This is a genomic window from Leucobacter komagatae (assembly GCF_000834055.1).
GTDB lineage: Bacteria > Actinomycetota > Actinomycetes > Actinomycetales > Microbacteriaceae > Leucobacter > Leucobacter komagatae_A.
The window spans coordinates 48716-71998 of the sequence record NZ_JXSQ01000014.1; the positions used below are offsets into that span (position 1 = coordinate 48716).

27 protein-coding genes and 1 pseudogene are annotated in these 23283 nt (G+C 66.9%); 19 read left to right on the forward strand and 9 right to left on the reverse strand.

The window, feature by feature from the left end; genetic code table 11:
• Positions 1-30 precede the first annotated feature (30 nt).
• Together SD72_RS10860 and SD72_RS10865 are read right to left on the reverse strand one after the other, a co-directional pair.
• The gene (locus SD72_RS10860) at positions 31-300 is read right to left on the reverse strand and encodes a DUF4031 domain-containing protein (protein ID WP_042544473.1); all 270 of its coding nucleotides are present in this window, start codon (positions 298-300) and stop codon (positions 31-33) included.
• A 15-nt stretch (positions 301-315) separates the two neighbouring features.
• The gene (locus SD72_RS10865) at positions 316-1278 is read right to left on the reverse strand and encodes a cation diffusion facilitator family transporter (RefSeq protein ID WP_042544474.1); all 963 of its coding nucleotides are present in this window, start codon (positions 1276-1278) and stop codon (positions 316-318) included.
• 135 nt (positions 1279-1413) lie between these two features.
• Here SD72_RS10865 and proC point away from each other — a divergent pair, with 135 nt between their 5' ends.
• Positions 1414-2265, forward strand: coding sequence for a pyrroline-5-carboxylate reductase (gene proC / locus SD72_RS10870; protein WP_042544475.1), 852 nt, complete (start codon positions 1414-1416; stop codon positions 2263-2265).
• Positions 2266-2512: 247 nt separating this feature from the next.
• Here proC and SD72_RS10875 read toward each other — a convergent pair whose 3' ends face one another.
• Positions 2513-3178 carry a potassium channel family protein gene (locus SD72_RS10875; RefSeq protein ID WP_042544476.1) on the reverse strand — a complete coding sequence of 222 codons (666 nt, stop codon included), beginning with the start codon at positions 3176-3178 and terminating at the stop codon, positions 2513-2515.
• A complete protein-coding gene (locus tag SD72_RS10880) occupies positions 3171-4511 on the reverse strand; it encodes a TrkH family potassium uptake protein (protein WP_042544518.1) in 1341 nt (446 codons plus the stop codon). The genes SD72_RS10875 and SD72_RS10880 overlap by 8 nt, the downstream gene beginning before the upstream one ends.
• Positions 4512-4679: 168 nt before the next feature.
• Here SD72_RS10880 and SD72_RS10885 point away from each other — a divergent pair, with 168 nt between their 5' ends.
• Together SD72_RS10885 and SD72_RS17425 are read left to right on the forward strand one after the other, a co-directional pair.
• Positions 4680-5144: an ArsR/SmtB family transcription factor gene (locus SD72_RS10885; RefSeq protein WP_042544477.1), complete on the forward strand. Its 465-nt coding sequence runs from the start codon at positions 4680-4682 to the stop codon at positions 5142-5144.
• A gap of 101 nt (positions 5145-5245) precedes the next feature.
• Entirely contained in the window at positions 5246-5344 is a 99-nt protein-coding gene (locus tag SD72_RS17425) for a 30S ribosomal protein bS22 (RefSeq protein WP_005504750.1), read from the forward strand.
• Between the two features lie 157 nt (positions 5345-5501).
• On the opposite strand, the gene SD72_RS17985 is transcribed toward SD72_RS17425, so the two are convergent.
• On the reverse strand, positions 5502-6245 hold the full coding sequence (locus SD72_RS17985; RefSeq protein ID WP_042544478.1) for a hypothetical protein: 744 nt from the start codon (positions 6243-6245) through the stop codon (positions 5502-5504).
• 76 nt (positions 6246-6321) lie between these two features.
• Between SD72_RS17985 and SD72_RS17430 the strand changes: the two genes are divergently transcribed.
• From SD72_RS17430 to SD72_RS10925, 6 genes and pseudogenes are all read left to right on the forward strand, one after another.
• A complete protein-coding gene (locus SD72_RS17430) occupies positions 6322-6963 on the forward strand; it encodes a TetR/AcrR family transcriptional regulator (RefSeq protein WP_198141943.1) in 642 nt (213 codons plus the stop codon).
• 4 nt (positions 6964-6967) lie between these two features.
• Positions 6968-7261, forward strand: coding sequence for a glutaredoxin family protein (locus SD72_RS10900; RefSeq protein ID WP_042544479.1), 294 nt, complete (start codon positions 6968-6970; stop codon positions 7259-7261).
• A 75-nt stretch (positions 7262-7336) separates the two neighbouring features.
• The gene (locus tag SD72_RS10905; RefSeq protein ID WP_042544480.1) at positions 7337-7639 is read left to right on the forward strand and encodes a Dabb family protein; all 303 of its coding nucleotides are present in this window, start codon (positions 7337-7339) and stop codon (positions 7637-7639) included.
• 4 nt (positions 7640-7643) lie between these two features.
• Positions 7644-8807, forward strand: coding sequence for a CdaR family transcriptional regulator (locus tag SD72_RS17000; RefSeq protein WP_052492617.1), 1164 nt, complete (start codon positions 7644-7646; stop codon positions 8805-8807).
• 138 nt (positions 8808-8945) lie between these two features.
• Positions 8946-9944: pseudogene (locus tag SD72_RS17435) on the forward strand (glycerate kinase); the annotation flags it as partial.
• Positions 9945-10095: 151 nt separating this feature from the next.
• Positions 10096-11451 carry a GntP family permease gene (locus tag SD72_RS10925; protein ID WP_042544483.1) on the forward strand — a complete coding sequence of 452 codons (1356 nt, stop codon included), beginning with the start codon at positions 10096-10098 and terminating at the stop codon, positions 11449-11451.
• 159 nt (positions 11452-11610) lie between these two features.
• Here SD72_RS10925 and SD72_RS10930 read toward each other — a convergent pair whose 3' ends face one another.
• Positions 11611-12753, reverse strand: a complete 1143-nt coding sequence (locus tag SD72_RS10930) for an FAD-dependent oxidoreductase (RefSeq protein WP_042544484.1) — start codon at positions 12751-12753, stop codon at positions 11611-11613.
• Between the two features lie 75 nt (positions 12754-12828).
• Here SD72_RS10930 and SD72_RS10935 point away from each other — a divergent pair, with 75 nt between their 5' ends.
• Positions 12829-13248 carry a hypothetical protein gene (locus tag SD72_RS10935; RefSeq protein WP_042544485.1) on the forward strand — a complete coding sequence of 140 codons (420 nt, stop codon included), beginning with the start codon at positions 12829-12831 and terminating at the stop codon, positions 13246-13248.
• Between the two features lie 40 nt (positions 13249-13288).
• Here SD72_RS10935 and SD72_RS10940 read toward each other — a convergent pair whose 3' ends face one another.
• Positions 13289-13939 (reverse strand): helix-turn-helix domain-containing protein, encoded by a 651-nt coding sequence (locus tag SD72_RS10940; protein WP_084767155.1) that lies wholly within the window; start codon positions 13937-13939, stop codon positions 13289-13291.
• A gap of 117 nt (positions 13940-14056) precedes the next feature.
• Between SD72_RS10940 and SD72_RS10945 the strand changes: the two genes are divergently transcribed.
• The 6 genes from SD72_RS10945 (at position 14057) to SD72_RS10970 (ending at position 18826) form a co-directional block, all read left to right on the forward strand.
• A complete protein-coding gene (locus tag SD72_RS10945) occupies positions 14057-15016 on the forward strand; it encodes an NAD(P)/FAD-dependent oxidoreductase (RefSeq protein WP_042544486.1) in 960 nt (319 codons plus the stop codon).
• Complete coding sequence (locus tag SD72_RS10950) at positions 15013-15699, forward strand: class I SAM-dependent methyltransferase (protein ID WP_042544487.1); 687 nt, start codon at positions 15013-15015, stop codon at positions 15697-15699. The genes SD72_RS10945 and SD72_RS10950 overlap by 4 nt, the downstream gene beginning before the upstream one ends.
• Positions 15700-15777: 78 nt before the next feature.
• On the forward strand, positions 15778-16362 hold the full coding sequence (locus SD72_RS10955; protein ID WP_042544488.1) for a SipW-dependent-type signal peptide-containing protein: 585 nt from the start codon (positions 15778-15780) through the stop codon (positions 16360-16362).
• Positions 16363-16415: 53 nt separating this feature from the next.
• A complete protein-coding gene (locus tag SD72_RS10960; RefSeq protein WP_052492618.1) occupies positions 16416-17012 on the forward strand; it encodes a SipW-dependent-type signal peptide-containing protein in 597 nt (198 codons plus the stop codon).
• Positions 17013-17042: 30 nt separating this feature from the next.
• Complete coding sequence (locus tag SD72_RS17440) at positions 17043-18242, forward strand: signal peptidase I (RefSeq protein ID WP_084767156.1); 1200 nt, start codon at positions 17043-17045, stop codon at positions 18240-18242.
• The gene (locus SD72_RS10970) at positions 18239-18826 is read left to right on the forward strand and encodes a hypothetical protein (RefSeq protein WP_042544490.1); all 588 of its coding nucleotides are present in this window, start codon (positions 18239-18241) and stop codon (positions 18824-18826) included. Before SD72_RS17440 ends, SD72_RS10970 begins: the two co-directional genes overlap by 4 nt.
• Positions 18827-18852: 26 nt before the next feature.
• On the opposite strand, the gene SD72_RS10975 is transcribed toward SD72_RS10970, so the two are convergent.
• Entirely contained in the window at positions 18853-19140 is a 288-nt protein-coding gene (locus tag SD72_RS10975) for a cupin domain-containing protein (protein WP_042544491.1), read from the reverse strand.
• A gap of 187 nt (positions 19141-19327) precedes the next feature.
• Complete coding sequence (gene aspS / locus SD72_RS10980) at positions 19328-20671, reverse strand: aspartate--tRNA(Asn) ligase (protein WP_042544523.1); 1344 nt, start codon at positions 20669-20671, stop codon at positions 19328-19330.
• Positions 20672-20862: 191 nt separating this feature from the next.
• Between aspS and SD72_RS10985 the strand changes: the two genes are divergently transcribed.
• From SD72_RS10985 to SD72_RS10995, 3 genes are read left to right on the forward strand one after another with little or no spacing between them, the layout of a single operon-like run.
• Positions 20863-21735, forward strand: a complete 873-nt coding sequence (locus SD72_RS10985; RefSeq protein WP_042544492.1) for a transporter substrate-binding domain-containing protein — start codon at positions 20863-20865, stop codon at positions 21733-21735.
• Positions 21736-21753: 18 nt separating this feature from the next.
• Positions 21754-22518 (forward strand): amino acid ABC transporter permease, encoded by a 765-nt coding sequence (locus SD72_RS10990; protein WP_042544493.1) that lies wholly within the window; start codon positions 21754-21756, stop codon positions 22516-22518.
• Positions 22515-23276 (forward strand): amino acid ABC transporter ATP-binding protein, encoded by a 762-nt coding sequence (locus SD72_RS10995; RefSeq protein ID WP_042544494.1) that lies wholly within the window; start codon positions 22515-22517, stop codon positions 23274-23276. The genes SD72_RS10990 and SD72_RS10995 overlap by 4 nt, the downstream gene beginning before the upstream one ends.
• Positions 23277-23283: the final 7 nt, after the last annotated feature.

Genomic DNA, 23283 nt, shown 5'->3' on the forward strand with positions numbered 1-23283 from the left:
CTAGAGCTCGCGCCGCTAGAGCTCGCGCCGCTAGAGCTCGCGCCGCTGCTTGCCAGTCACGCGCAGCCCAGAGGCGATGAGCCTGCGAACGAGTTCGCGGCCACCGACGTGTGTGGCCCCGGCAGCGACGAGAGCGGCGTGCATGTCCGCTGGCACGTCGTAGTGATCGATGTCGAAGCCGCGGCGCGGGATCCCGTTCTCGGCAGCGAAGGCGTGCAGCTCGGCGAGATTGTCATCGCTCACAAGATGCGCCCACAGCTTGCCGTGGGCGGGCCAGCTCGGGTCGTCGATGAGTACCATCTGTGCCGCGCGCGGTTAGTCGCTGGAGAGCATGACGATCGAGCTCGTCGTCGGTGTCGGCAGGTTCGGGTCGAGCCACACGTCCGGCTCGATGTAGATCACGCGTGCGGCGGGCACAGCCTCCCTGATGCGGCGCTCAGCGAGGTTGATGATGAGGGAGACTTCGCTCATCGTCGTGTTCGCCGGCAGAGAGACCTTCGCTCCGACCATCAACTCGTCCGGGCCGAGGTAGAGGGTCTTCATGTGGATGATCCGGTCGATTTCCTTCGCGTCTGCGAGGGCAAACTGAATCTTCTTCACGTCTTCCTCGGTCGCGCCCTCGCCCACCAGCAGGCTCTTCGTCTCGACACCGATCACGACGGCCACGGCAATGAGTAGCGCGCCAATGAGGATCGTTGCGGACGCGTCGAAGACAGTGTTCCCGGTCAGCGCGGTGAGCCCGACGCCGAGGAACGCGAAGACGAGGCCGACGAGCGCGGCAAAGTCTTCGAGGAGGATCACGGGGAGTTCGGGCGACTTCGAGCGCCGAATGAACGTCATCCACGTTGAGATGCCCTTGTGCGGGCGGCTTTCCTTGACCGCGGTGCGCAGCGAGAAGCTCTCCAGCACGATCGCGATTGCGAGCACGACGAGTGGCAGCCACCACATGGCGATGGTGTGGGGGTCACGAATCTTCGAGATGCCCTCCCAGATGGAGAACAGGCCACCAACGGTGAACAGGACGATCGCGACAATGAACGCGTAGATGTAGCGTTCCCTGCCGTACCCGAATGGGTGCTCGCGATCTGGTGCGCGACGCGACTTGCGGCCGCCGAGGAGGAGGAGCAGCTGGTTGCCTGAGTCCGCGAGCGAGTGCACGCCCTCCGCGAGCATCGCCGAGGATCCCGATAGTGCCCACGCGATGAACTTCGTTATGGCGATGCCGACGTTCGCGAGGAGCGCGGCGATGATTGCGCGCTTGCCACCTTCACTGCTCATGATGCCTCCTGGGTTGATGCCCTTCGGCCTCAAGTGTATGCGGCAGCGCATGCTTTTCCAGGGTGTCGCGCCGATGACACAGAAAGCGCGAAGACTATGCGCGGGAGAACCCCAATCTCGGGCAGACTGGAGTGCATGACGACGCAGCCCGAGAACATAGCCCTTCCAAGCACCGCAATGATCGGAGTCGGATCGATGGGGGGTGCGATCCTTGCCGGCCTTCGGAGCCCTGGGGTGGACATCGCGAAGCCCATCACCGTGACCACGAACTCCGCAGCAAGCGCGGCCGAGTTTGCAGACGCAGACGATGTTGTAGCCTACGCAGCGGAGACCGAGCCCGACGCGAACCGCATCGCGGTGCGCGACGCCGAGCTTGTGATGCTCGCGGTGAAGCCATGGATGATCGCGGACGTCGCCAGGGGCATTGCCGGCGACGTCGCGCCTGGCACCATCGTGGTGAGTGTCGCGGCAGGAGTCTCCTGCGCACAGATCGAAGCCGAGCTTCCCGAGGCCCAGGTGGTACGCGCAATGCCGAACACCCCATCGCACCTCGGCCGCGGCGTCACAGGCGTCGCAGGGGGCGCCTCGGCGTCGCCTGAAGCGGTCGACACCGTTCGCCGACTCTTCGAAACCGTCGGAGACGTGATCGTCGTGCGTGAGGATCAGATCAACGACGTCGCGGCAGTGTCCGGTTCGGGGCCAGCATACGTTTTCCTCTACGTCGAAGAAATGACGGCGGCCGCGATCCGCAGGGGGTTCACCCCTGAGCAGGCGCGCGTGCTCGTCAACGGGACGGTGTCTGGCTCGGCGGAGTTGCTCGTGCAGAGCGGCGAGGCACCCGGCCAGCTGCGACGCAACGTCACGAGCCCGAAGGGCACAACCGAACAGGCAGTCATCGTCTTGCAGGATGCCGGCTGGGGAGAGCTCTTCGACCGGGCGCTCGCCGCAAACGTGCGCCGTTCAGAAGAGCTCGAACGCGGCGAATAACCCCGAGCCGGGGGCGCGCGTGGGTACGGGCGCGGCGCCCCCCCCCCGGTAGCTCAGGAGTCCCCCCGGTAGCTCAGGAGTCCCCTCGGTAGCTCTGGGGTCCCCTTGGTAACTCTGGGATCCTCGCAAGTAAGGCCCAAAATCGCAGTTTCTTGCATCGTTACTGCAGATCACTGAGATATTGCCGCTGCGACGCGCGGGCGGCCAAAGCAGCCGCGCAGCGACGTGCGGGCGTCCCGCCGCGCACCTAGCCGATGGTCGCGAAGCGCTCCACGTCGGCCGCCGTGCCCGAAACGATAATGAGGTCGTGGGGGGAGATCACCGTCTCCTGCGTCGCGTGGGTGAACGGCTCACCCGGCGTCTTCACGCCGACCACGGTGACGCGGTATCTGGTTCGTACGCCGCTCTCGCGGAGGCTGCGTCCGCGCACCGAACGCGGCGGATACATCTTCGCGATGACGTAGTTGTCGTCGAACTGGATGAAGTCGAGCATCGACCCCGAGAGCAGGTGTGCGACGCGCTCGCCGGCCTCCCGCTCCGGGTAGATGACGTGGTTCACGCCGATCCGCTCAAGGATTTTTCCGTGCGAGTGCGAGATTGCCTTGGCCCAAATCTGGGGCACACCGAGGTCAACGAGGTTCGCGGCGATGAGCACGCTCGATTCGATCGAGGCACCGGTTGCGACGACCGCGATCTGAAACTCGTCCGCACCAATCTGCTGCAGCGCCTCGATCGAGCGGGCGTCGGCCTGCACCGCGTGCGTCACGCGATCGGACCACTTCTGCACGAGCTCGGCGTTGTTGTCGACGACGAGGACCTCTCGGTCTTGCCTGTCGAGCTGGCCGGCGGTCGAGGCGCCGAACCGGCCGAGCCCGATCACGATGACGGGGGCATCACTTCGAATATCAACCAACGATCGGCCTTTCCTCAGGGAATCTAAACAGTCGGGAGCGGCTCGTCGCCGCTACGGCAGCGGCGAGCGTGACGGTGCCGACACGGCCAGCCCACATCGTCGCAGCGAGTATGTATTTGCCGGGTTCTGGCAGCGCCTCAGACAGGCCGGTACTGAGCCCGCAAGTGCCGAAGGCGGAGATCACCTCAAAGAGTGTCTCATCGAGCGTCGTGCCGGCGATGTGCATGATCGCTGTTGTCGAGATGAGTACGATCGTCGCACCCCAGATGAGCACGGACACCGCGACGCGGAGCACCTCGGTCGGGATGCGCCTGCCGAACGCCTGCATGTCTTGGTAGCCGCGGGCCTCCGCGTACGCCGCGAGGAACAGCACCGCGATCGTTGTGACCTTGATGCCGCCGGCTGTCGACGCCGAACCGCCGCCGACGAACATGAGCATGTCGAGCACGAGGCGCGTCGAGCCGTTCATCTCCGATGGGTCGATGATGCCGAGGCCGCCTGAGCGGGTCATGATCGACATGTACCAGGCGTCAAAGAGCGTGCGGCCGACTGGTTCGGCGCCGAGCGTTGCCGGGTTGTTCCATTCGAGCGAGGTGATGAGCAGCCAGCCAAGAATGACGAAGATGAGCGTGGTCGCGAGCGTGAGCTTCGCGTGCAGGCCGAGGTGGCGGCGCTTCGGGGAGCCCTTCACCACATAGCGGTAGAGCGCAAAGATGACGGGGAATCCAATGCTGCCGAGGAACACACCGAGGGCGAGAACGGTGAGCAGATAGTAGTCGCCGAGATACGACTCGAGCCCGCCGGCGAGCGGCACGAACCCCGTGTTCGTGAACGCGGATGCCGCGAGGTAGAAGCCGTTCCACAGCGCGTGCCAGAAATCCATGCCGTCTGCCATGAGCCGCGGGGTGATGAGGAGGGTCAGCCCGGCCTCAATGACCAGCAGGCTGACCGCTACCGCGCCAAGGAGGCCGCCGATGTCGCCGAGGCCGACAGCCTGGCTCTCGGACGCGCCGCGCGCCGTCCGGTTCGGGTTCGTGTCGCTGGCGACGAGCAGGCGCTGCCTGAGTCCGAGCCTGCGGGTGACCGTCAGGCCGAGGAGGCTGGCGATCGTGAGCACGCCGACGCCGCCGATCTGAATGCCGAGCAGGATGACAATCTCACCGAACAGCGACCACTGGGTCGCCATGTCCACTGTCGAGAGCCCGGTGACGCAGATCGCTGATACGGCGGTGAAGAGTGCGTCAGCCAGTGGGGTGACGGTTCCCGTCGCGCTCGCGATGGGGAGCGCAAGCAGCGCCGTCCAGATCGCGACGAGGCTCGTGAAGACGAAGATCGCGAAGCGGGCCGGTGTGGTGTGGACGAGTGCATGGAACCATGACTGTCGATTGCCTTGGAACGGAGCCCTATTGGCTAGCGCGCTTGAGCTCACATCTCCTTCTTTCAGCGAACGGTGAGGGTGAATGTTGTCATGCTACACACTGGGCGGGATACCCTGGTGTCTATGCCAGACATTTTCGGAGTGATCGCGGACGCGACGAGACGTGACATCTTGCAGGTGCTGCTCGGACGCCACGTCGACGAAGCAGAGATGAGTGTCTCCGAAATCGTGAACCAGCTTGAGATCAGCCAGCCTACAGTTTCGAAGCACCTCAAGGTGCTTCGCGACGCAGAATTGGTCACGGTGCGTGAGGAGGGCCAACACCGGTTCTACTCGCTGAACGCTGAGCCGCTCGAAATGGTTGAGGATTTCGTGATCCCATTTCTCTCGGCCGGGTTCGATACAGAGGTGACCGTTGAATACCTCGACGGCAACGGATCCACCCTTACAGGGCCTGAGGGATTGCAGAACGGGGAGCCGGTTCTGCCCGAGGAAGCGACGGTCGCTGTGGAGCGAATCGGTCGCGCAGCGGCGGTCGCAGAGCACCGCGTGAAGGAGCTCGTAGCTCGGTTTAAGCTGCGAGAGTAGCTCGCGAGTTCGCGCGAGCCTCTCAGGCGTTGTAGACTGTTGATCTTGTGGGCCACGTTACGGTTAGGCCCCGTACGGCCCCTAGAGACGTGAGGTAACTGATGGGTTCAGTAATCAAGAAGCGCCGCAAGCGCATGTCGAAGAAGAAGCACCGCAAATTGCTTCGTAAGACGCGCCACCAGCGCCGCAACAAGAAGTAGTCACACCACCGCGCAAGCGGCAAGTGACAAAGGGCACCGAGCTTCGGCTCGGTGCCCTTTTCTGTTTCTTGGTTTACTCATGGCATGCACTTCGCGGCCCCAGGGTGTGCGCAAAGCACTTCGATGGGCGACGCCCGCAGGCCACGGCGGCCGTGCGCTAGCGGCCGAACTGCTGGAATTCGATCCAGTTTCCGAACTCGCACGCGAGGTGCCAGCGGTGCGCGCCCGCCATTCTTTTCCCAACGAGGCTTGGGAACTCGACGGTGTTCCACGACTCGAAGCCGCCCCCTGGCAGATTTCGGAACTGGTGGCGGACCCCGCCAATCGGCTGGCCGGCCGCGGTGCGCGCCACTCCCGCGATCTGTCGCGGGAAGTCTGGCGATGCCTGCGTGGTGAGCGACGAGATATCGCTGTAGTCGATGAAGAACTCAGTGGGGAGCGGGGATCCGCCCGTGGTCTCGATGACCTGCTGCCTTCCGAGTTCGTCTTCGCCGATGAAGAAATGGTCCGGGCACGCGGCGAGCATCGCATCGGAATCGGGTTCTGCCGACTCTGCGTTCATCCACTCGGCGAACTCTTCCGCTGAGCCCGTCGGTGACTGAACGCGGATAGTGCTCGCGATCCGCCTGCCGGCGGAGAGTTTCGTGGCAACCGCGATGCCTGCGTTGCTCAGTCGAATGCGCGGGGCGATGCGCTGCTGCAATGCCGCCGCGCCGATCGATCGCTTGAGGTCGAACAGGCGCGTGCGGAGCGCGTCAACGTCGCTGAGCTCTGCGCTGGTTGCTGGCGACCCGAGGAGTCGCAGCACGCGCTGCTGGCGGCCGAGTTCCCAGGCGAGCACGCGGTCTCGGTCTACTGGTTCCCCGTTGATGGTCGTGACGAGGGGGAGGTGCTGTGTCATCTGGCGTCCTTTCTGCTGCGAACAGGCTAGCCTTATTGCAAGTAAACTTGCAATAAGGCGTTCTAGAATTGGTGCCATGCGCTCCCAGCTGAACCCCACACCGGTCCCACGGCCAGGCGGTCGATCCGCGCGCATTCAAGAGCGGGTGTTCGCGGCCACCCTCTCGCAGCTCGCGACCGAGAGCCTCTCCACCATGAGCGTGAAGCGCATCGCAGAGGAGGCGGAGGTCGCCGAAACCACCGTCTACCGCCGCTGGGGTTCGCTCGTCGACCTCGTGCTGGCTGCGGTCACTGCGTATGCGAGCGAGCGGAACCCGATCCCAGACCGAGGCGACCTCGAGGCCGACCTGCGCGCCCTCCTCGAGAACGTGGCAGGTCTCCTCGAGCAAGACGCGACGCGACGCATCTTCCAGTTTGCTGTGGCCCTCGAAGGCTCAAACGAGGAGTCAACGCGCGCACGCGCCCGATTCTGGAACGAGCGATTCGAAGCCGGGGGCGCGATTGTGGCGCGTGCGGTTGAACGCGGCGAAATACCGGCCGGCGTGGATCCGCTTGCCGTCATCGAAACCCTCGTCGGGACGGTGTACGTCCGGGCCTTCGTTTCGGGGCGGCCGTCGACCCCTGACCAGCTCGAAGCGTCGGTTCGAGCGGCGCTCGACGTTGCAACGGGGGCGGCGGCAGAGAAGCGAACGGCAGCACCGGCCAGCGCCGTAGACTGAAACCGTGGAACCCGTACGCATCACCCTCATCGGAAAGCCAGGCTGTCATCTCTGCGACGACGCGCGCGAGACGATCGAGTCGGTGCGCGCTGGCCTGGCCGCTGACGCAATTGCGACTGAGTTCATTGAACTCGACATACTGCAGGACGAGGCGCTCGCCCGGCTGCACTCTGAGGAGATCCCCGTCGTGCGTGTCGGCGAGAAGCGGCACGCAATCTGGCGGGTCGACCCCGAGAAGTTCGAGGCCGCTGTTCGGCGCGCAGCCGGAAAGCCTAAGCTGTCGTTCTGGCGCAGGTAGCCGCCGCACCCGATCCACACCCGCCGCGTAGCCAGGAGGCAACGTCGGTATCGCCCGCACAACGAAGGAGTCATCATGGCAGTACGCCACATTGTGAGCTGGAAGATGAACGGCGAGACCGCTGCCGATCGCGCGCGCCAGGCGACGGAGATCGCTGAAGCGCTGCGTGCGCTCCCCGCGACCGTCCCGGGGATTCGTGCGCTCGACGTGCACCTCAACGAGCTCAACGCCGAAGCGAACTGGGACCTTGTGCTCGTAAGCGACCACGAGGACAGGGACGCGCTCGACGTCTACGCGACGCACCCCGATCACCTCGCCGTCGTCGCCCTCGTGAAGGAGCGCGCCGCCGGCCGCGCCGGGGTCGACTTCGAGGTCTAGCCGCGTGCCAGGGGAAGCGCGAGCGTCGCGGATCCACCTGAGCGCAGCTCTCGCGCAGCGCATCGTCGATGAGCTCACCCCCGCGCTTCAGGAGAATCTGAACCTCATGGACGCTGAGGGGTTCATTATTGCCTCGGGCGACGTGAGCCGCGTTGGCACGCTGCACCCCGGTGCGCGCGAGGCGGCCGCGAAGAATGAGGTGGTGAGCGTCTACGCTGATTCGGCGCGCTCGGGCGAGCGTCCGGGAGTGAACCTGCCGCTCGAATACCGCGGCAAGGTCATCGGGGTTGTCGGCGTGACGGGGAAGCCCGCGAAGGTGCGCTCCCTCGCTCCCGTCCTGGTGCTCACAATCGCGCTGTTGTTCGAGCGAGAGGCCGAGCTCGTCGGTGAGTCGCGGCGCGACGCAGCGGATCGCGATGTGCTCGCGCGGCTCCTGTTCGGCTCGCGGCCCGGTGATGCCGTTGGCATGCTCGGGCAGCGCCTCCCCGCACTCGAAGGCCCGTGGTTGCTCGCCGCCTGCATGGCGGGCGCGCGAGGGGAAGGCGCACTCGATGAGGGCGCCGCGGTGCGCCTCAGGCGCACCCTTGGCGGGGCCGCCGTCGTCGGTTCGCTCCGCGGGGTGCTGTGGGTGTTGGTGAGCGACGTGCGCGGTGAGGGCGGTGCGCGCGCCGTTGCGGCCGTTGCGGCCGAGCGGATAGCTGCCCTCCTTCCCGGGGTAGGCGTTGTTCACAGCGGAATCTGTCGCAGCGCAGAGGAACTCGTGCGTGAGGCGGGGAACCTTGCCCTGCTCTCCGCGAGGCCCGAGCTGTGCGGTGACGCGGTGATGGCGGCGAGTTCGCTGCATCTCAGGCTTGCCGCGGCACAGCTGCCCCCTGGTGCGGCAGCGAGCCTGCGTTCGGTGCTTGCGGAGGTCACTCAGGCGGAGCGGGAAACGCTCGCGGCGTATCTCGCGTCCGGTGTTGCTGCTGAACTGTCGCGGTCGAACTACACCCACAGGAACACGGTGAGGCGACGGTTGCAGTCGATCGCGGAACGGACGGGCTTTGACCTGCGCGTGCCGGAACAGGCGGCCGTGCTCGCCCTCGCGCTCGCCGCCGACGAAGAATACGCGCAACGCACCGCGAGCCTAGTGCACTCTGCACAGATTTCGGGCGGATCGCGCCAGTAAATAGGTGCGATCCGCACCTAGCCCACTTCCGGCATCGCTCCTATGCTGAAACGCATGCCTGGCAAAGATCGCCCCGTGATTGTCGCAGCCCCCGATTCATTCAAGGGGAGCTGCTCGGGCGACGACGCCGCGCGGGCGATGATCGCCGGTGCGCGTGCCGTGTTCGGCGACACCGCAGACTATGTGGCGATCCCCCTCGCCGACGGCGGGGAGGGCACGCTCGACGCGTTGCTCACCGCGTGGGGCGTCGAGGCCAGAGAGGCGCGCGTACACGACGCGCTCGGCCGTGACCGGCTTGCCCGCTACGGGGTGAGCGCCGACGGCTCTACGGCGATGGTTGAGGCGGCCGAGGCCAACGGACTGCCGTGGGTGAGCGACGAGCCGCTCCGGCCGCTCGACGCAGACACGTTCGGGGTCGGCGAACTCATCCTCGCCGCACTCGACGGCGGCGCGACCGAGATGCTGTTGAGCGTCGGAGGGTCGGCGACGAGCGACGGCGGAACCGGCATCCTCCGCGCGCTCGGCGTGCGCTTCCTCGGTGCCGACGGTGGCGACGTCGCTCCCGGAGCGGCCGGCCTCGCCAGCATCGAGACGATTGACGATTCAGGGTTGGATCCGCGCGCACGCGCCGCGTCGTGGCGGATCGCCGTGGATGTCGGCTTCCCGCTGTGCGGCGAGGAGGGCGCTGCGGCGGTATTTGGGCCACAAAAGGGAGCGACCGAGGCAGACGTTGCGGTCATCGACGCTGGGCTCGCGCACCTCGCGACGCTCCTTGCCGAACGCAACGGCATCGCGGCGACCGAATACACGCAGCGCGCAGGCTTCGGTGCGGCAGGGGGGATCCCGCTCACCGCAGTTGCCCTGCTTTCGGCCGAGACGATCGCTGGCGCCGACCTCGTCTCAGACGCGATCGGTCTGCCCGCGCTGCTCGCTGGCGCCGACCTCGTGCTCACCGGTGAGGGCCGCCTCGACAGCCAATCGGTGAACGGCAAGGTCGTGGACCTCGTCGTTCGCACCCTACCCGCCGGTGTACCGGTCGTGGTGATCGCCGGCTCCGTCGCGCTCACCGCTGCGGAGTGTCGAGACGCCGGAATTACGGCTGCGTTCTCGATCGCCGCCGGCCCAACGGGCCTGTCCGACCTCGTCGCACACACCGAACGCCGCATCACGGAGACCGCCGCGCAGGTCGCCGCGCTTGCCGCGCCCCCCCAAACTCACCAGCTGACACCGCCGTCAGCGAACCGAATCCTCTACAGACACTGTCGTCACTTACGAAAGCGAGAAAACCGTGCTCGATCTCATCGTGCTATTGGTACTGGTTGCCGGGATAGTCCTGGTCACAGCCAAGTTCAAAATATCCCCCTTCCTTGCGTTGCTCGGCGCCGCCTTCATCGGAGCGTTCGCGTTCAGGCTGCCGGTCGACGAGATCATCCCGACCATCACGGAGTCCTTCGGCAAAACGATGGGCAACATCGGGCTCGTGATCCTCTTCGGCACGATGATCGGGGTGATCCTCGAGCGATCTGGCGCGGCGATCGCGATGGCCGACGCGCTCATCAAGCTCATCGGCACCCGCTTCCCAACGCTCACGATGACGGTCATCGGCTACATCGTGTCGATCCCCGTGTTCTGCGACTCGGGCTTCGTGATCCTCAACTCGCTGCGGAAAGCCATCGCGAAGCGCGCACAGGTGTCGCTCGTTGCGATGTCGATCGCGCTCATGACGGGCCTGTACGCGACGCACACGCTCGTACCGCCAACCCCGGGTCCGCTCGCGGCGGCCGCGAACCTCGAGGTCGAGTCGCAGCTTGGCCTGCTCATTGGCCTCGGCCTCATCGTCGCGGCGGTCTCCGCGCTCGCCGCGCTGCTGTTCGCGAACCGCTTCCTCAAGCGAGACATTGAACTGCTGCCGATGCCCGAGGGTGAGGTCGAGCAGAGCTACGACGAGCTCAAGGCCGCCTACGGCAAACTGCCCAACGGGTTTGTTGCCTTCCTGCCGATCCTCATCCCGATCCTGCTCATCTGCCTCTCGTCGATCGCGAAGCTCCCCGCGCTGCCGTTTGGTGATGGCGTCGCGGCGAACGTGCTGAACTTCATCGGGACCCCCGTCATCGCGCTCGCAATCGGGCTCATTTCTGCGGTCTTCCTGCTCCGCGGCAACGGCAAGCTTGTGCGCTTCAACACGCAGATCGCTGACGGCATCACGATCGCGGCACCGATCCTCATGATCACCGCGGCAGGCGCGGCGTTCGGCGGCGTGCTCGGCAAGAGCAGCATCACGACGTTCCTCGCAGACAACCTCGCGACGCTCGGCATCGGAATCGCCGTCCCGTTCCTCATCTCGGCCGCGCTGAAAACCGCGCAGGGATCTTCCACGGTTGCCATGGTCACGACGAGCGCCATGCTGCTGCCGCTGCTCCCGGCCCTCGGCCTCGGCAGCGACGTCGGTGCGGTGCTGTCCGTCCTCGCGATCGGCGCTGGCGCGATGGTGGTCTCCCACGCAAACGACTCCTACTTCTGGGTCGTCTCGCAGTTCAGCCGCATCCCAACGGCGACGGCGTACCGCACGCTCACGCCCGCGACGCTCGTGCAGGGTGTCTCGGCGTTCGCGGCGGTCTGGGTGATCAGCCTCATCATGCTGTAGCGGCGCGGCGGGCGGCTATCGGTTCGCGCCGAGCGCCGAGCGCCGCCAGCCTAGTCGCGCTGTGGCCCGGAGCGACGACCACCCACTGGGGGTCGAAGCTCCGGGCCACAGCTCTTGCGCATGCGCTCTGCGAGTGTCGCTCAGCGAGTGCCGCTCAGGCTACGCCGCGTTGGGCGCGACGCCGTGTGAATCGAGCCTGAACTCCGCGGGCGGCAGCGACAGCCCGGTCGCCGAGTCGGCGAGGATCCGCCCGACTGCCGGCGCGAACTTATAGCCGTGGCCGGAGAAGCCGGCTGCGACCGTGAGCGGGCCCACCCGGTCGAGCACGAAGCGCCCATTCGGCGTCGACGTGTAGGTGCAGCTGATTTCAACGCCCGAGTCCGGGTCGAGACCGGGGAACCATTCGGCGACGTGCTCCCGCACCGCCGACCGCACCTCGGGGGTGGCCGCGAACGTGCGCTGATCCGGATCCACTTCGTGCCCGACCGCGTGCAGGCCGAGCTTCACGCCCTCGCCCGGGCTCGGCATGCCGTACACGTTGCCGCCCCGCTCGTCGAGCGCGTCCGGCGCGAACATGTGGTTGAACGACGGCCAGACGAGTCCAGGGTCGCGCGGTGTGAAGTGTGCCGGGTGCTCCTCGGTGACGGCGAGTGCCGGAAGATCCACGTGTTCAGCGAGCAGCGGCTGCGACCACGCGCCAGCCGCAACAATTGCGTGATCCGCTGTCACCCACCTCACCGCGCCGTCGGCCCCCGCGACCTCGACCCGCACACCGTCGCCGATCGGTTCGATAGCGAGCACGCGTGCGCCCCGCTCGATCGTCGCGCCGTCTCGCTGCGCCGCGTTCTCGAGCGCATCGAGTGCGCGGGCGGCGTACCCGATTCCGGCCCGCCTGCCGAGGAGTACGGGGCCAGCAAAACGCATTCCGGCCCAGCGGGCCGTTGCCTCTGCAGGGGTGAGGAGCGCGACATCGGCACCCCGGGCAGCGAGCGCCTCGTGCGAGGCGAGCACGGTCGCCTCGTCGCCCTGCGTGACGAGCCCGTGCAGGTTGAGCAGCGGCTCAGGCGCACTCGCCTCGAGCTCGCGCCACAGCGTGAAGGCCTCGTCGAAGAGGTCGAGGTAGAAGCCCTCGTGGTAGGCGTTGTTGATGTTGCGCGTCGAGCCGTGCGATGCGCCCCGCGTGTGGTGCGGGGGAAACTGCTCGATGAGGTGCACGCGCTTGCCGCGCTGCGCGAGTTGCCATGCGGCACTCAGCCCGATGATGCCGCCGCCGATGATGAGGTGGTCAGTGTGCTGGGTCATGCTCCGAGGCTACCCGGAGTGACGCAGGCGGTGTGCGGTGCTAGCGTGAGCCTTCGGACACTAGGGAGGCCCCGCATGAGATCAACACCGCTTCGGCTGAGCGCGGGAGCGTTCGTCGCGATCGCACTGCTTGCTGGGTGCGCTCCTGCTGACACCCCAGAGCCACCCGCAGGGCCGGATCAGTCGACCGGGCCGGTGATGCTCTCGCCAACGGCCGATGAGCTCGGGGGTCTCGTCGCCGACGGCACACTGCCTGCCGCGTTCCCCGCCGACGCCGAGCAGGTGCGGGTGCTCACCCTGGGGGACAGGGTGGCTGCGTCGTGGCAGGGCGCCCCGCTCGCCACGGACTGCGTTGCAAGCGATCAGCAGGTCGCGTCGTATGCGATTCCTTTGTTGCTCATGGATGTGGGCCTCGAGCAGGTCGAGCAGTGTGGCGACGTGTGGCAGGCGGAGCAGGCTGATGGTTCGCGGGTGCTGTGGAATAGCGCGGACTAACGCGGACTAACGCGGCGAGCGCCGCGCCGCGACGGTCTGGCTAGCTCACTTCGTTCGCTTCGCCGGTTGGGCCGGCCGCGGTGGGGGTCGTGGCCCCGGTCACGCCAGCGCTGCCGGAACTGCCGGAACTGTCGCGCCCCGGCAGGTCGGAGTGCAGGTGCACCCGTTCGCCGACGGCGTTGAAGATGCTGATGACCTCGGCTGGGCGATTGCCCGCGGCGCGTATCCGGTGCGGTGTGGTGGTGTCGAACTCGGCAGCATCCCCTGGCACGAGCACGAGCGACTGCTCGCCGAGGTCGAGGTGGAGTTCTCCCGAGAGTACATACAGCCACTCGTGGCCGTCGTGTACTTGGAGCTCGCGGTCGGGGGCTTCCGGGCGGTAGGTGATCTTGAATGCCCGCACGTCGGATGCCTCGCGGGTGAGTGGTGCGATGGTCATCGCGCCGCGTGTGAGCGGCGCGCGGTGCACGCGCGGGTCTTGGTCGGTGCGGGGGAGGAGATCGTCTATGCGGATCCCCAGTTGCCTGGTGAGCGGGAGGAGCAGCTCAAGGCTCGCCTGGCGTTTGCCGGATTCCAGCCGCGAGAGCGTGCTCACCGACATGTCCGCGCGGGTTGCGAGGTCGTCTAGGGTCCAGCCGCGCTGTTGCCTGGCGGCACGCAGGCGAGGTCCGAGTTGCTGCAGGTCTTCCATCGGTGTGCTCGTTTCTCGTCGTGCTAGCCGGGGAGGCGGCCCACGGACCCACACCCCAATCTTGCCAATATAGCAATGCGCCTTGCCAGTATTGCACGTTCGGTGCACGATAGCAGCATGCCAGACACACACTTTGACGCAATCATCGTTGGCGGAGGGGCCGCGGGCCTGAGCGCCGCGCAGGCACTGGGTCGCTCCCTGCGCCGCACGCTGGTGATCGACGCTGGCGAACCACGCAACCGTTTCGCCTCGCGCATGCACAACGTGCTCGGAAACGACGGGGTAACCCCAGCAGACCTCCTCGAACGTGGCCGCTCAGAAGCGGCGGCCTACGGCGTCGAATTTGCCGCAGGCAACGTCGCGGTGGTGCGCGACAGGGGGAGCCACCTCGAGGTCGAACTCGCGGCGAGCGGCACACCGGCAGCGCCCCAGCCAACAGCGCTCACCACGCGCGCCCTCGTCGTCGCCTCCGGCGTCCACGACGATCTGCCAAGCATCCCCGGCCTCGCCCAGTACTGGGGGAGCACCGTGCTCCACTGCCCGTACTGCCACGGCTGGGAGGTGCGCGGCGGGAAGCTCGCCGTGCTCGCCACCTCCCCCGCATCCATCCACCAGGTCATGCTGTTGCGCCAGTGGAGCGACGACGTGACGGTGTTCGGGGCGGCGCTCGGTGACCTCGAGGCGGACACCAAGCGGGCACTGCTTGCGCGCGGGATGCGGATCGTGAACGAGCCGGTCACCGAGGTGATCGGAGACGACGCACGCGTCACCGGGGTTCGCACGGCAGACGGTGCCCACCACGACATCGACGCGATCTTCACCATGAGCAAAGTACAGCCGCGCGACAGCTACCTCGGCGAGCTCGAACTCGCCCGCGCCGAGGGCCCCTTCGGCAGCTTCCTCGCGGTCGACGCCACCGGGCGCACCAGCCACAATCGCGTCTGGGCCGTTGGAAACGTTTCGGCCCCCATGGCGGCTGTGCCGATGGTCATGGGTGCTGGAGCCGGGGCAGGCGGCGCGATCAACTTCGCTCTGCTCGAAGAGGACTTCGCGCTCGCAGTGCAGGACGCACGATGAATGACGCCAACCTCGACCCGGCGGCCTTCTGGGAACAACGATACGGGGAGGCTGACCGCGTCTGGTCTGGGCGCGTGAACGCGGCGCTCGCCGCCGTGGCGGGCGACCTGCAGCCCGGCCGCTCGCTCGATCTGGGGTGCGGCGAAGGCGGCGACGTGCTCTGGCTCGCTGCGCGCGGCTGGGAGGCGACAGGCATCGACCTCTCACCAACGGCCGTTGGTCGCGCGGAGGCAGAGGCCGAGTCGCGCGGCCTTTCGGCAACCTTCGTCGCGGCGGATCTCACGGACTGGGTTGGCAAGCCAGCTGCGGTGGACGGTTCCGATCGCCCGTTCGACCTTGTCAGCGCAAGCTTTCTGCAGTCCCCAACGCAGCTCCCGCGCCGCGAGGTGCTCAGGGCCGCGGCAGCCCGCGTCGCCCCGGGCGGCCGGCTCGTCGTTGTCGCGCACGGTGCACCGCCGTCGTGGGCGAAGGGTGACGAACACGCCCACCACGGCCCGAGTTCCTTCCCCACGCCAACCACTGAACTTGCAGACCTCGCGCTTGACGCAGCGAGCTGGCGCGTCGAAATTGCTGAGATCCGCGAACGCAGCGCGGTCGGCCCGAACGGCGAGCATGGCAGCCACTTCGACTCAGTAATCGTCTGCAAAAATTCAGTAGTTTTGCCCGAGGAAACCCCTATGTGAACGCGGTTCTGCGCCATAGTCTTTCGCAAGAGAGCCGTGGCGGACGAAGCCGCGGCCCAGCACAGAGGGGCGCCGCTCATGTCATTGGATCACACAGCTCACGAAGCAGAGACCCCCCGTCGCGGTTGGACGAAAGCACGGGCGCTGCTCGCTGGGGGACTGGTGCTCGGTGTTGGGGCGGCGATCACACTCGCTGCGTGGACCGACAACGAATGGGCCCGCGGTCTCTTCGGCAGCGGCACATTCGGCATCGAGGGATCCGTCGACGGCGCGACCTTCGCCGACCACCCAACATCGGGCGACCCCGCCGAACTGAGCTTCGCGGTTGGTGCGGATAACCTCGCACCAGCCAGCGAGGTTTTCGCCGGGTACGCCGTCAGGCTCAGCGCTGGATCGACCTACGCCGCTGACGTGACCCTCACGCAGGACACGACCGACGCGCTCTCTGGCACCACCGCCAGCTACGTGTACACCACAGGGGCGACCTGCGATGCGGCGGCGTTCGCCGCGGGCACGAACCCCAACGGTGCGACGTTTGAACTCGCAGCGCTCGATGCGCCAGCGTTCCTCTGCTTTAAGGTCGCAGCCGACGCCAACCTTGAACAGGGGCAGAGTGGCTCGATCACGTGGACGTTCACCGCTGAGTCCGGCGCGACGCTGTAGCGAAAATGCAACGCACGCGGCGCACACCCCGGCATCGGGGGAGGCGAGCTGAGGTGCGAGCGAGCAGGTTCACGAGGGTGCGGGCGGTGCTCGCAGGGGCGCTCGTGCTCGGGGTCGGTGGGACGCTTACGCTCGCGGCGTGGACCGATACTGAGAGCGTGCGCGGGGCGTTTGCCGCGAGCAAGTTCGGAATCGTTGGCTCCTCCGACGGGGTGACTTTCACGGACCACCCGGCCAGCGGGCCAGCGGCACTGTCCTTCGTTGTCACGCCGACCGCGCTGTCTCCAGGGGTCACCAGCTACGCGAAATTTGTCGTGAAGACCACAGCTGACACGACGGTCCCCGGCACGCTGTCGCTTGCCGGAGCGACGGTCACTGGGACCGGCCTCGACACGTATCTCAGGTACGGGGTGCGCACGATACCCGTGGCCAGTCCCTGCTCGGAGACGACCTTCGCCGCTGGCAGCTCGGTCGTTGCGGCCGCAAGCCTCCTCACCGCGGCCGGCGCCGGGAGCCAAGCGCTCGCTGCGGCCGGCGGCGCGCCCGTGGCGTACTGCTTCGCCGTGACACTGCCTGCCGGCACCCCGAACGCCGCGCAGGGTCTCACGACGACCGCGAGCTGGACGTTCACCGCAACCTCGAGCTCGTAGCTCCGAGCAACACCCAGAGAGGACAAGGGCATGGCCAGGAAGCGTCGGCGCGTTGGCGGGGCGGTGGGCGACGCTGTCCTCTCGGTCGCAGCGCTCGGCGGTCTCGCCTGCATCGTACTCGTCGGGCTGTCGTTCGCTTTCAACGTCTCACTGATCATGTTCAAGACGGGGTCGATGTCGCCGACGATTCCGGCGGGCTCGCTCGCCGTCGTGCGCGAGATCGGCGCGTCCGACATTCGTGTCGGAGACGTGCTCACGGTCGACCGTGCTGGCATGCTCCCCGTCACCCACCGCGTCACGAGCGTTTCCGGGTCTGGCCAGACGCGCACGATCACCATGCGGGGCGACGCCAACGAGGCGGAGGATCCGGCCCCGTACACGCTGACAGAAGCGAAGCGCGTGCTCGGCTCGGTGCCGCACCTGGCGCGCGTCGTGGTCTGGTTCTCTCACCCCGGCGTCCTCGCAGCGCTCACCGTCGGGACGGCGACCCTCGTCACCTGGGCGTTTTGGCCGCGCGCGCCGCGACCGGCCGCCGGTCGCGCGAGCAGCGCAACCCTCGTCTGCGCTGCTGGTATCACGCTCGCCCTCACGCTCGCGCCTGGCAGCGCCCCGCCTGCGCAGGCAGCGGGCGCCGCAGCGAGCGAGGCGGTGCAGGCGGCGGCCGCCCAGGCGCCAACTCCCGTCGTGAAGCGCGGAACACACGTCACGCTCACCTCGATGGGGGATCAGGTCGCGATGCGCAACATGCGCCCGAGCGTGCCCGTGCTCTGGCAGGTTGGCGTGCGCGTCGATGCGGGGGAAGCCGGGGCGGTGCGCGTCTCGCTTGAGGCTGCCGGCGCGGCGGAGCTCGGGCTCGAACTCACCGTTGCCTCGTGCACCGTCGAGTGGATCGACGGTAGCTGCGCTGGCGTCGAGCGCGCGGTCGGGCACCCGGGCGCCGTCAGCGTGGGCGGTGGCCCGATGCAGGTGGCCGAGCTGCGCAGCGGTGCCGAGCAGTGGTTCCTCGTATCCGCGGCCATCCCCGCAATCGCCGACGGCACGGTCGCACTCACGCTGCTGGCAGCCGGCGGGAGCGACACGGTGACGACGGGGCCCGTGGAGACGGGGGCGCTCGCCGTGAGCGGCACAACTCCGCTCTGGCTCCTCGGCGTTGCGGCGGTCACCGCGGGCCTGCTCGCTGCAGGCGTGGCGACCATCGCACGCCCGAAGCGCGTTCGGGGAGCACGATGAGCGCGAGGCGCGGCGGGCGTGAGCGTCCCGGTGCTCGCGCCGCAGGCAGCTGGCGCACGGCCGGGCCGCGTGCAAAGCAGGTGGCCGTCTGGGCGGCTTTGGGTGTCGCACTCCTCACGATCCTTCCCCCGCCTGCTGAGACCGATGCGGCGTGGGTGGATGCGGAGAATGCGAGGGCATCGTTGACTGCGCTCACCGTCCCAGCGCCGGTCGGGGTTGGCTCGTGCGTGACGACCCCTGGGCTGCTCGGCCTCGATCCGGCGGTGACCGTCAACTGGCGCGCCCCGGCTGGCGCAGATGGGTACACGCTCGCCTCTGCCGAGTTCGGTCACTCAACGGGCGGTCTGCTGCTCCCGCTGACGTCTGCGCTCCTCGGGAACGTGCGGACCACTGGCACCCCTGAGGCGTACAAGACCGTCGCCAACGGTGGCCTGCTCGGGGGCCTCCTCGGCGGCACGTCGACCGTCGCAATACGGTTCGTTGGCCCGGGCGGGTGGCACTCGCCCTGGCTCGTCGCCACCGCATCCATGGCGCTAGCGGGGCTGAACCCCACCTGCACGCTGAGCGTGCTTCCCAGTGCGTAGGGTCAGATAGTCAGTGACCGGGTGGGTCAGAGACGTTCCACCTCAACGAACACGATCGGCTCTGCCGAGGCCGTGTTGCTGATCTCGTGTTCCGACCCTGCTGGCCGCGAATAGCTTACCCCGGTCTCGAGCGCAGCATCGAAGCTCGTGCCGTCGGCGTTCGCAACGTGCATCGCGGCGGTCACGAGCGGAATGACGACGTATTCGTGCTCGTGCGTGTGCATCGGGATCGTGCCTCCCGGTTCGATCGTCCACTGGGTGACGCGGAAGTGCTCGTTGTCGAGTTGTACGGTGCTGTGCGATCCGGTGCTCATGGGGGAATCCTAACCGCTCCGAGGCGATGCGGCAGGGTGTCGAAGCAGCGGTGTCGGGGCGGCAGCCGACGCGCGCGCGGCGAGGGGTGTTCGTTGCCCTTCCGAAACGCAGTTCGGCCCCCTCCGAAACGGAGGGGGCCGAACTGGACGTCACCCTATGAGCGCGTCACGCTGGAGATACCGGTGCCTACGGGAGCAGGCGGTTCGGGCCGCGGAACAGGTACGTGGTCTCGCGGATCGACGGCTGCTCGAGCATGAGCATGAGCACGCGGTTCAGGCCCATGCCGAAGCCGCCGTGCGACGGCATGCCGTAGCGGAAGAAGTCGAGGTAGAAGCCGAGCTCGGTCGGGTCCATCCCCTTGTCGCGCGCCTGCGCCTCGAGTACCTCAATGCGGTGCTCGCGCTGCGCGCCAGTCGAGATCTCGGTGCCGCGGTAGATGAGGTCGTAGCTCTTGGTGAGCTGCGGGTTCTCCTCGTTGCGCATGTGGTAGAACGGGCGGATCGACGAGTCGTAGTCGGTGAGGAAGACGAAGTCGGTTCCGAATTCTTCCTTCACGTACGCCGCGATCTGGCGCTCGCCCTCTGGGTCCATGTCGGCGTCGGCGCGTGGCACCTCGTAGCCGCGGCTCTTCACGATCTCCTTCGCCTCGGCGAGGGGGATGCGCGGGAACGGGCGGGCGGGGACCTGAAGGTCGACGCCAAAGAGCTTCTGGAGCTCCTCGCCGTGCTTTTCCTTCACCGCGGTGAGGCCGGCGACGATGAGCTCCTCGTGGAGCTCCATGACGTCCTCGTGGGAGTCGATCCAGCTGAGCTCGGTGTCGATCGAGGTGAACTCGGTCGCGTGGCGCGAGGTGAACGAGTGGTCGGCACGGAACGCGGGGCCAACCTCGAAGATGCCGCCGAAGCCTGCTGCCTGAGCCATCTGCTTGAAGAACTGCGGGCTCTGCGCGAGGAACGCCTTGCCCTCGAAGTACTCGACCTCGAAGAGCTCGGCACGGGACTCAGATGCCGACGCCATGAGCTTCGGCGTCTGGATCTCGATGAAGCCGCGCTCGACCCAGAGGGTGCGCAGCGCGTGGAGGAAGGTGGTCTGCACGCGGAACACGAGGTTCTGCTCTGGCCGGCGCAGGTCGAGGAAGCGCCAGTCGAGGCGCACGTCGATGTTCGAGTCGTCTGCGACGGGGTTGTCTGGCAGCGACTTGGTGACGACCTCGATCGTCTCGATCTGGATCTCGACGCCGCCGAGCTTCACGCGCTCGTTGTGCTGCAGTTCGCCCTCGACGGTGACGAAGGTGCCGTGGGTGAGCTCGGAGATCGTGGTCGTGCGGGGCACGAGGATATCGGAGCGCGGATTCTCTGGATCGGGCTCGCGGAGCACGCCGCCATTGACGAGCTGGACAGCGCCAGACTCGTCGCGGAGCACCACAAACTGCACGTACCGCTGGTCGCGGACCTTCTCGACCCAGCCGGATACGCGTACGGGGCCGTCTTCGCGGGCGGCCAGATCCTTGATTAATACACGCTCAGTCACCCCCACAGTCTACTTCCGATCTTGGCGGCCGGTTTGCGTTTCCTCGGAGGGGGAGCGCATCAGGCGAATCCACACACCGACATAATCAGTAATAATGGGAGACATTATTTGTGCTTATGTACTTCGGGTTTCTATTCTGAGCGAGGCGCAGTCGCGACGACCCCGTCGCTCGCCACCCGAAAGGATCCACCATGAACCGCTTTGCTCGCACCACCCTTGTCCTCGGTACACTCGCTGCCGTCGCAATGGGCGCGACCGGTTGCGCAGCAGCGGAGAAGCCCGCGGAGGCGACAGGCGCCGAGGTGCAGCACCTGCTCGTCGCGACCGGCGCCTCGCCCAGGCCCTTCACGTTCCTCGACGACAACGACGAGCTCACCGGCTACGACATCGAGATCCTGAAGCTCGTCGACGAGAAGCTCGACGACGTGGAGTTCGAGTTCCAGGTCGCCGAGTTCCCAGCGCTGTTTGCTGGCCTCGACTCAGGGCGCTTCAACATCGTCGCGAACAACCTCTCGGCCACCGACGAACGGCGCGAGAAGTACGACTTCAGCGACCCCTACATCGAGGCGCAGTTTGGCGTGGCCGTGGCGGAGGGATCCGATCTCGCGGGCGCCACGACGCTCGACGAGCTCGCTGGCAAGCGCACCTTTGGTGAACCCGGCCTGAACTTCACCAAGATTCTTGAGGCGTTCAACGAGGCGAACCCCGACAAGCAGATCGACATCCAGTACTCCGAGCTCGACCTGCAGTCGCAGTACAAGCAGCTCGCGACCGGCGGCGTCGACTTCGTCTTCAGCGACAAGGTTGTGTACACCGGGTACGCGAAGGGGCTCCCAACGACGTTCTCCCAGCTCGACGGCGACAAGCTCGTCGAGGATTTCGGCACGAACCTCTTCTCCGCCTACGCGTTCTCGAAGCAGACACCGAACGTCGACGAGGTTGTTGAGAAGGTCAACGGCGCCCTCACCGAGCTGCGCGAGGATGGCACGCTCACGAAGCTCAGCGAGGAATTCTTCGACGGCCTTGACGTGTCGCCCAAGACCCTCCCGCAGAGCACGAAGTAGCGGAGGAGGCGAGCGCCGATGGACACCATCATCGACTTCCCAGCAATTGGGAAGTACGCGATCGACCTGCTCCCGTACATCCCGGTCACGATCGCGCTCGCCGTCGTCGCGACGGTGCTCGGCACCGCGCTCGGGCTGCTCCTCGCGCTGATCAAGATCGCGAAGGTTCCGGTGCTCAGCCAAATCTCCGCGGTGCTCGTGTCGTACCTGCGCGGCACCCCGCCGCTCGTGCAACTGCTGCTCAACGTCAACGCGGTGCCGATCGCGATCCTCTATATCAACCGCGCGTTCGGCACGAGCTTCGACGCGTTGGGGCTGTCGCCCTTCCTCGTCGCGGCGTTCACCTTCGCCCTCACGGAGGCTGCGTACAGTTCGGAGACGATCCGCGCCGCCCTCAACTCGGTTGATCGCCGCGAGATCGAGGCCGCGCACTCGCTCGGCATGACGCCGTGGCAGACGCTTCGCCGCATCACGATCCCGAACGCGACGGTGGTCGCCTTCCCGACCCTCGTGAATCACTTCATCGGGATGCTCAAGCAATCGTCGCTCGCGTTCGTGGTGTCGATCGTCGAGATCACCGCCTACGCGAAGATCCTTGGCGGGCGCGACTACCGCTTCTTCGAGGCGTACCTCGCGACCGCGATCATCTACTGGATCCTCACCGTCATCGTCGAGCAGCTTGCGCGCGTCATCGAGGCGCGCATGGCGCGGCCGCAGCCGGCGGGGAAGGCCCGCAGGCCGCGTGCTGCCGCCGTGCAGCTGCGAACGGAGGTGCCAGCGTGATTGCACTCGAGAAGATCAGCAAGTCGTTCGGGGATCGTGTGATCCTCGACGAGCTCTCCCTCGAACTCGCGCAGGGCGACGTGACCGCGATCGTCGGCCCGTCTGGGGCAGGCAAATCAACGCTCCTGCGCTGCATCGACTTTCTCGAACGCCCAGACAGCGGGCGGGTGATCGTTGGTGACCTCACCGTCGATGCGGAGACGGCGACGCGCGGCGAGATCCTCGCACTGCGCAGGCACACCGCCATGGTGTTCCAGCAGTTCCAACTGTTCAGCCGAAAAACCGCGCTCGAAAACGTCGCCGAGGGGCTCATCGTGATCCGCGGGCTCGACCGGCGCGCGGCCGAGCGTGAGGCGCACGTGCAGCTCGACCGGGTTGGGCTCGCAGACCACGCGGGGCACTACCCGTCGCAGCTCTCTGGCGGGCAGCAGCAGCGCGTCGGTATCGCGAGGGCACTCGCGATGACGCCACGCGTGCTGCTCCTCGACGAACCAACGAGCGCACTGGATCCCGAACTCGTCGGTGAGGTGCTGCAGACGATCCGCGCAATTGCGGCCGAGGGCCAGACGATGGCGATCGTCTCGCACGAGATGCACTTCGTGCGTCAGCTCGCCGACCGCATCCTGTTCCTCGAGGGCGGGCGGATCGCTCAGGATTCACCACCAGAAGAGTTCTTTGGGCCGGGCGCGAACCCGCGCACGCTCGCGTTCCTCAACGACTACCACCTCGCCCACGGCGGGCTTGAGTACCACATCTGATTGACAC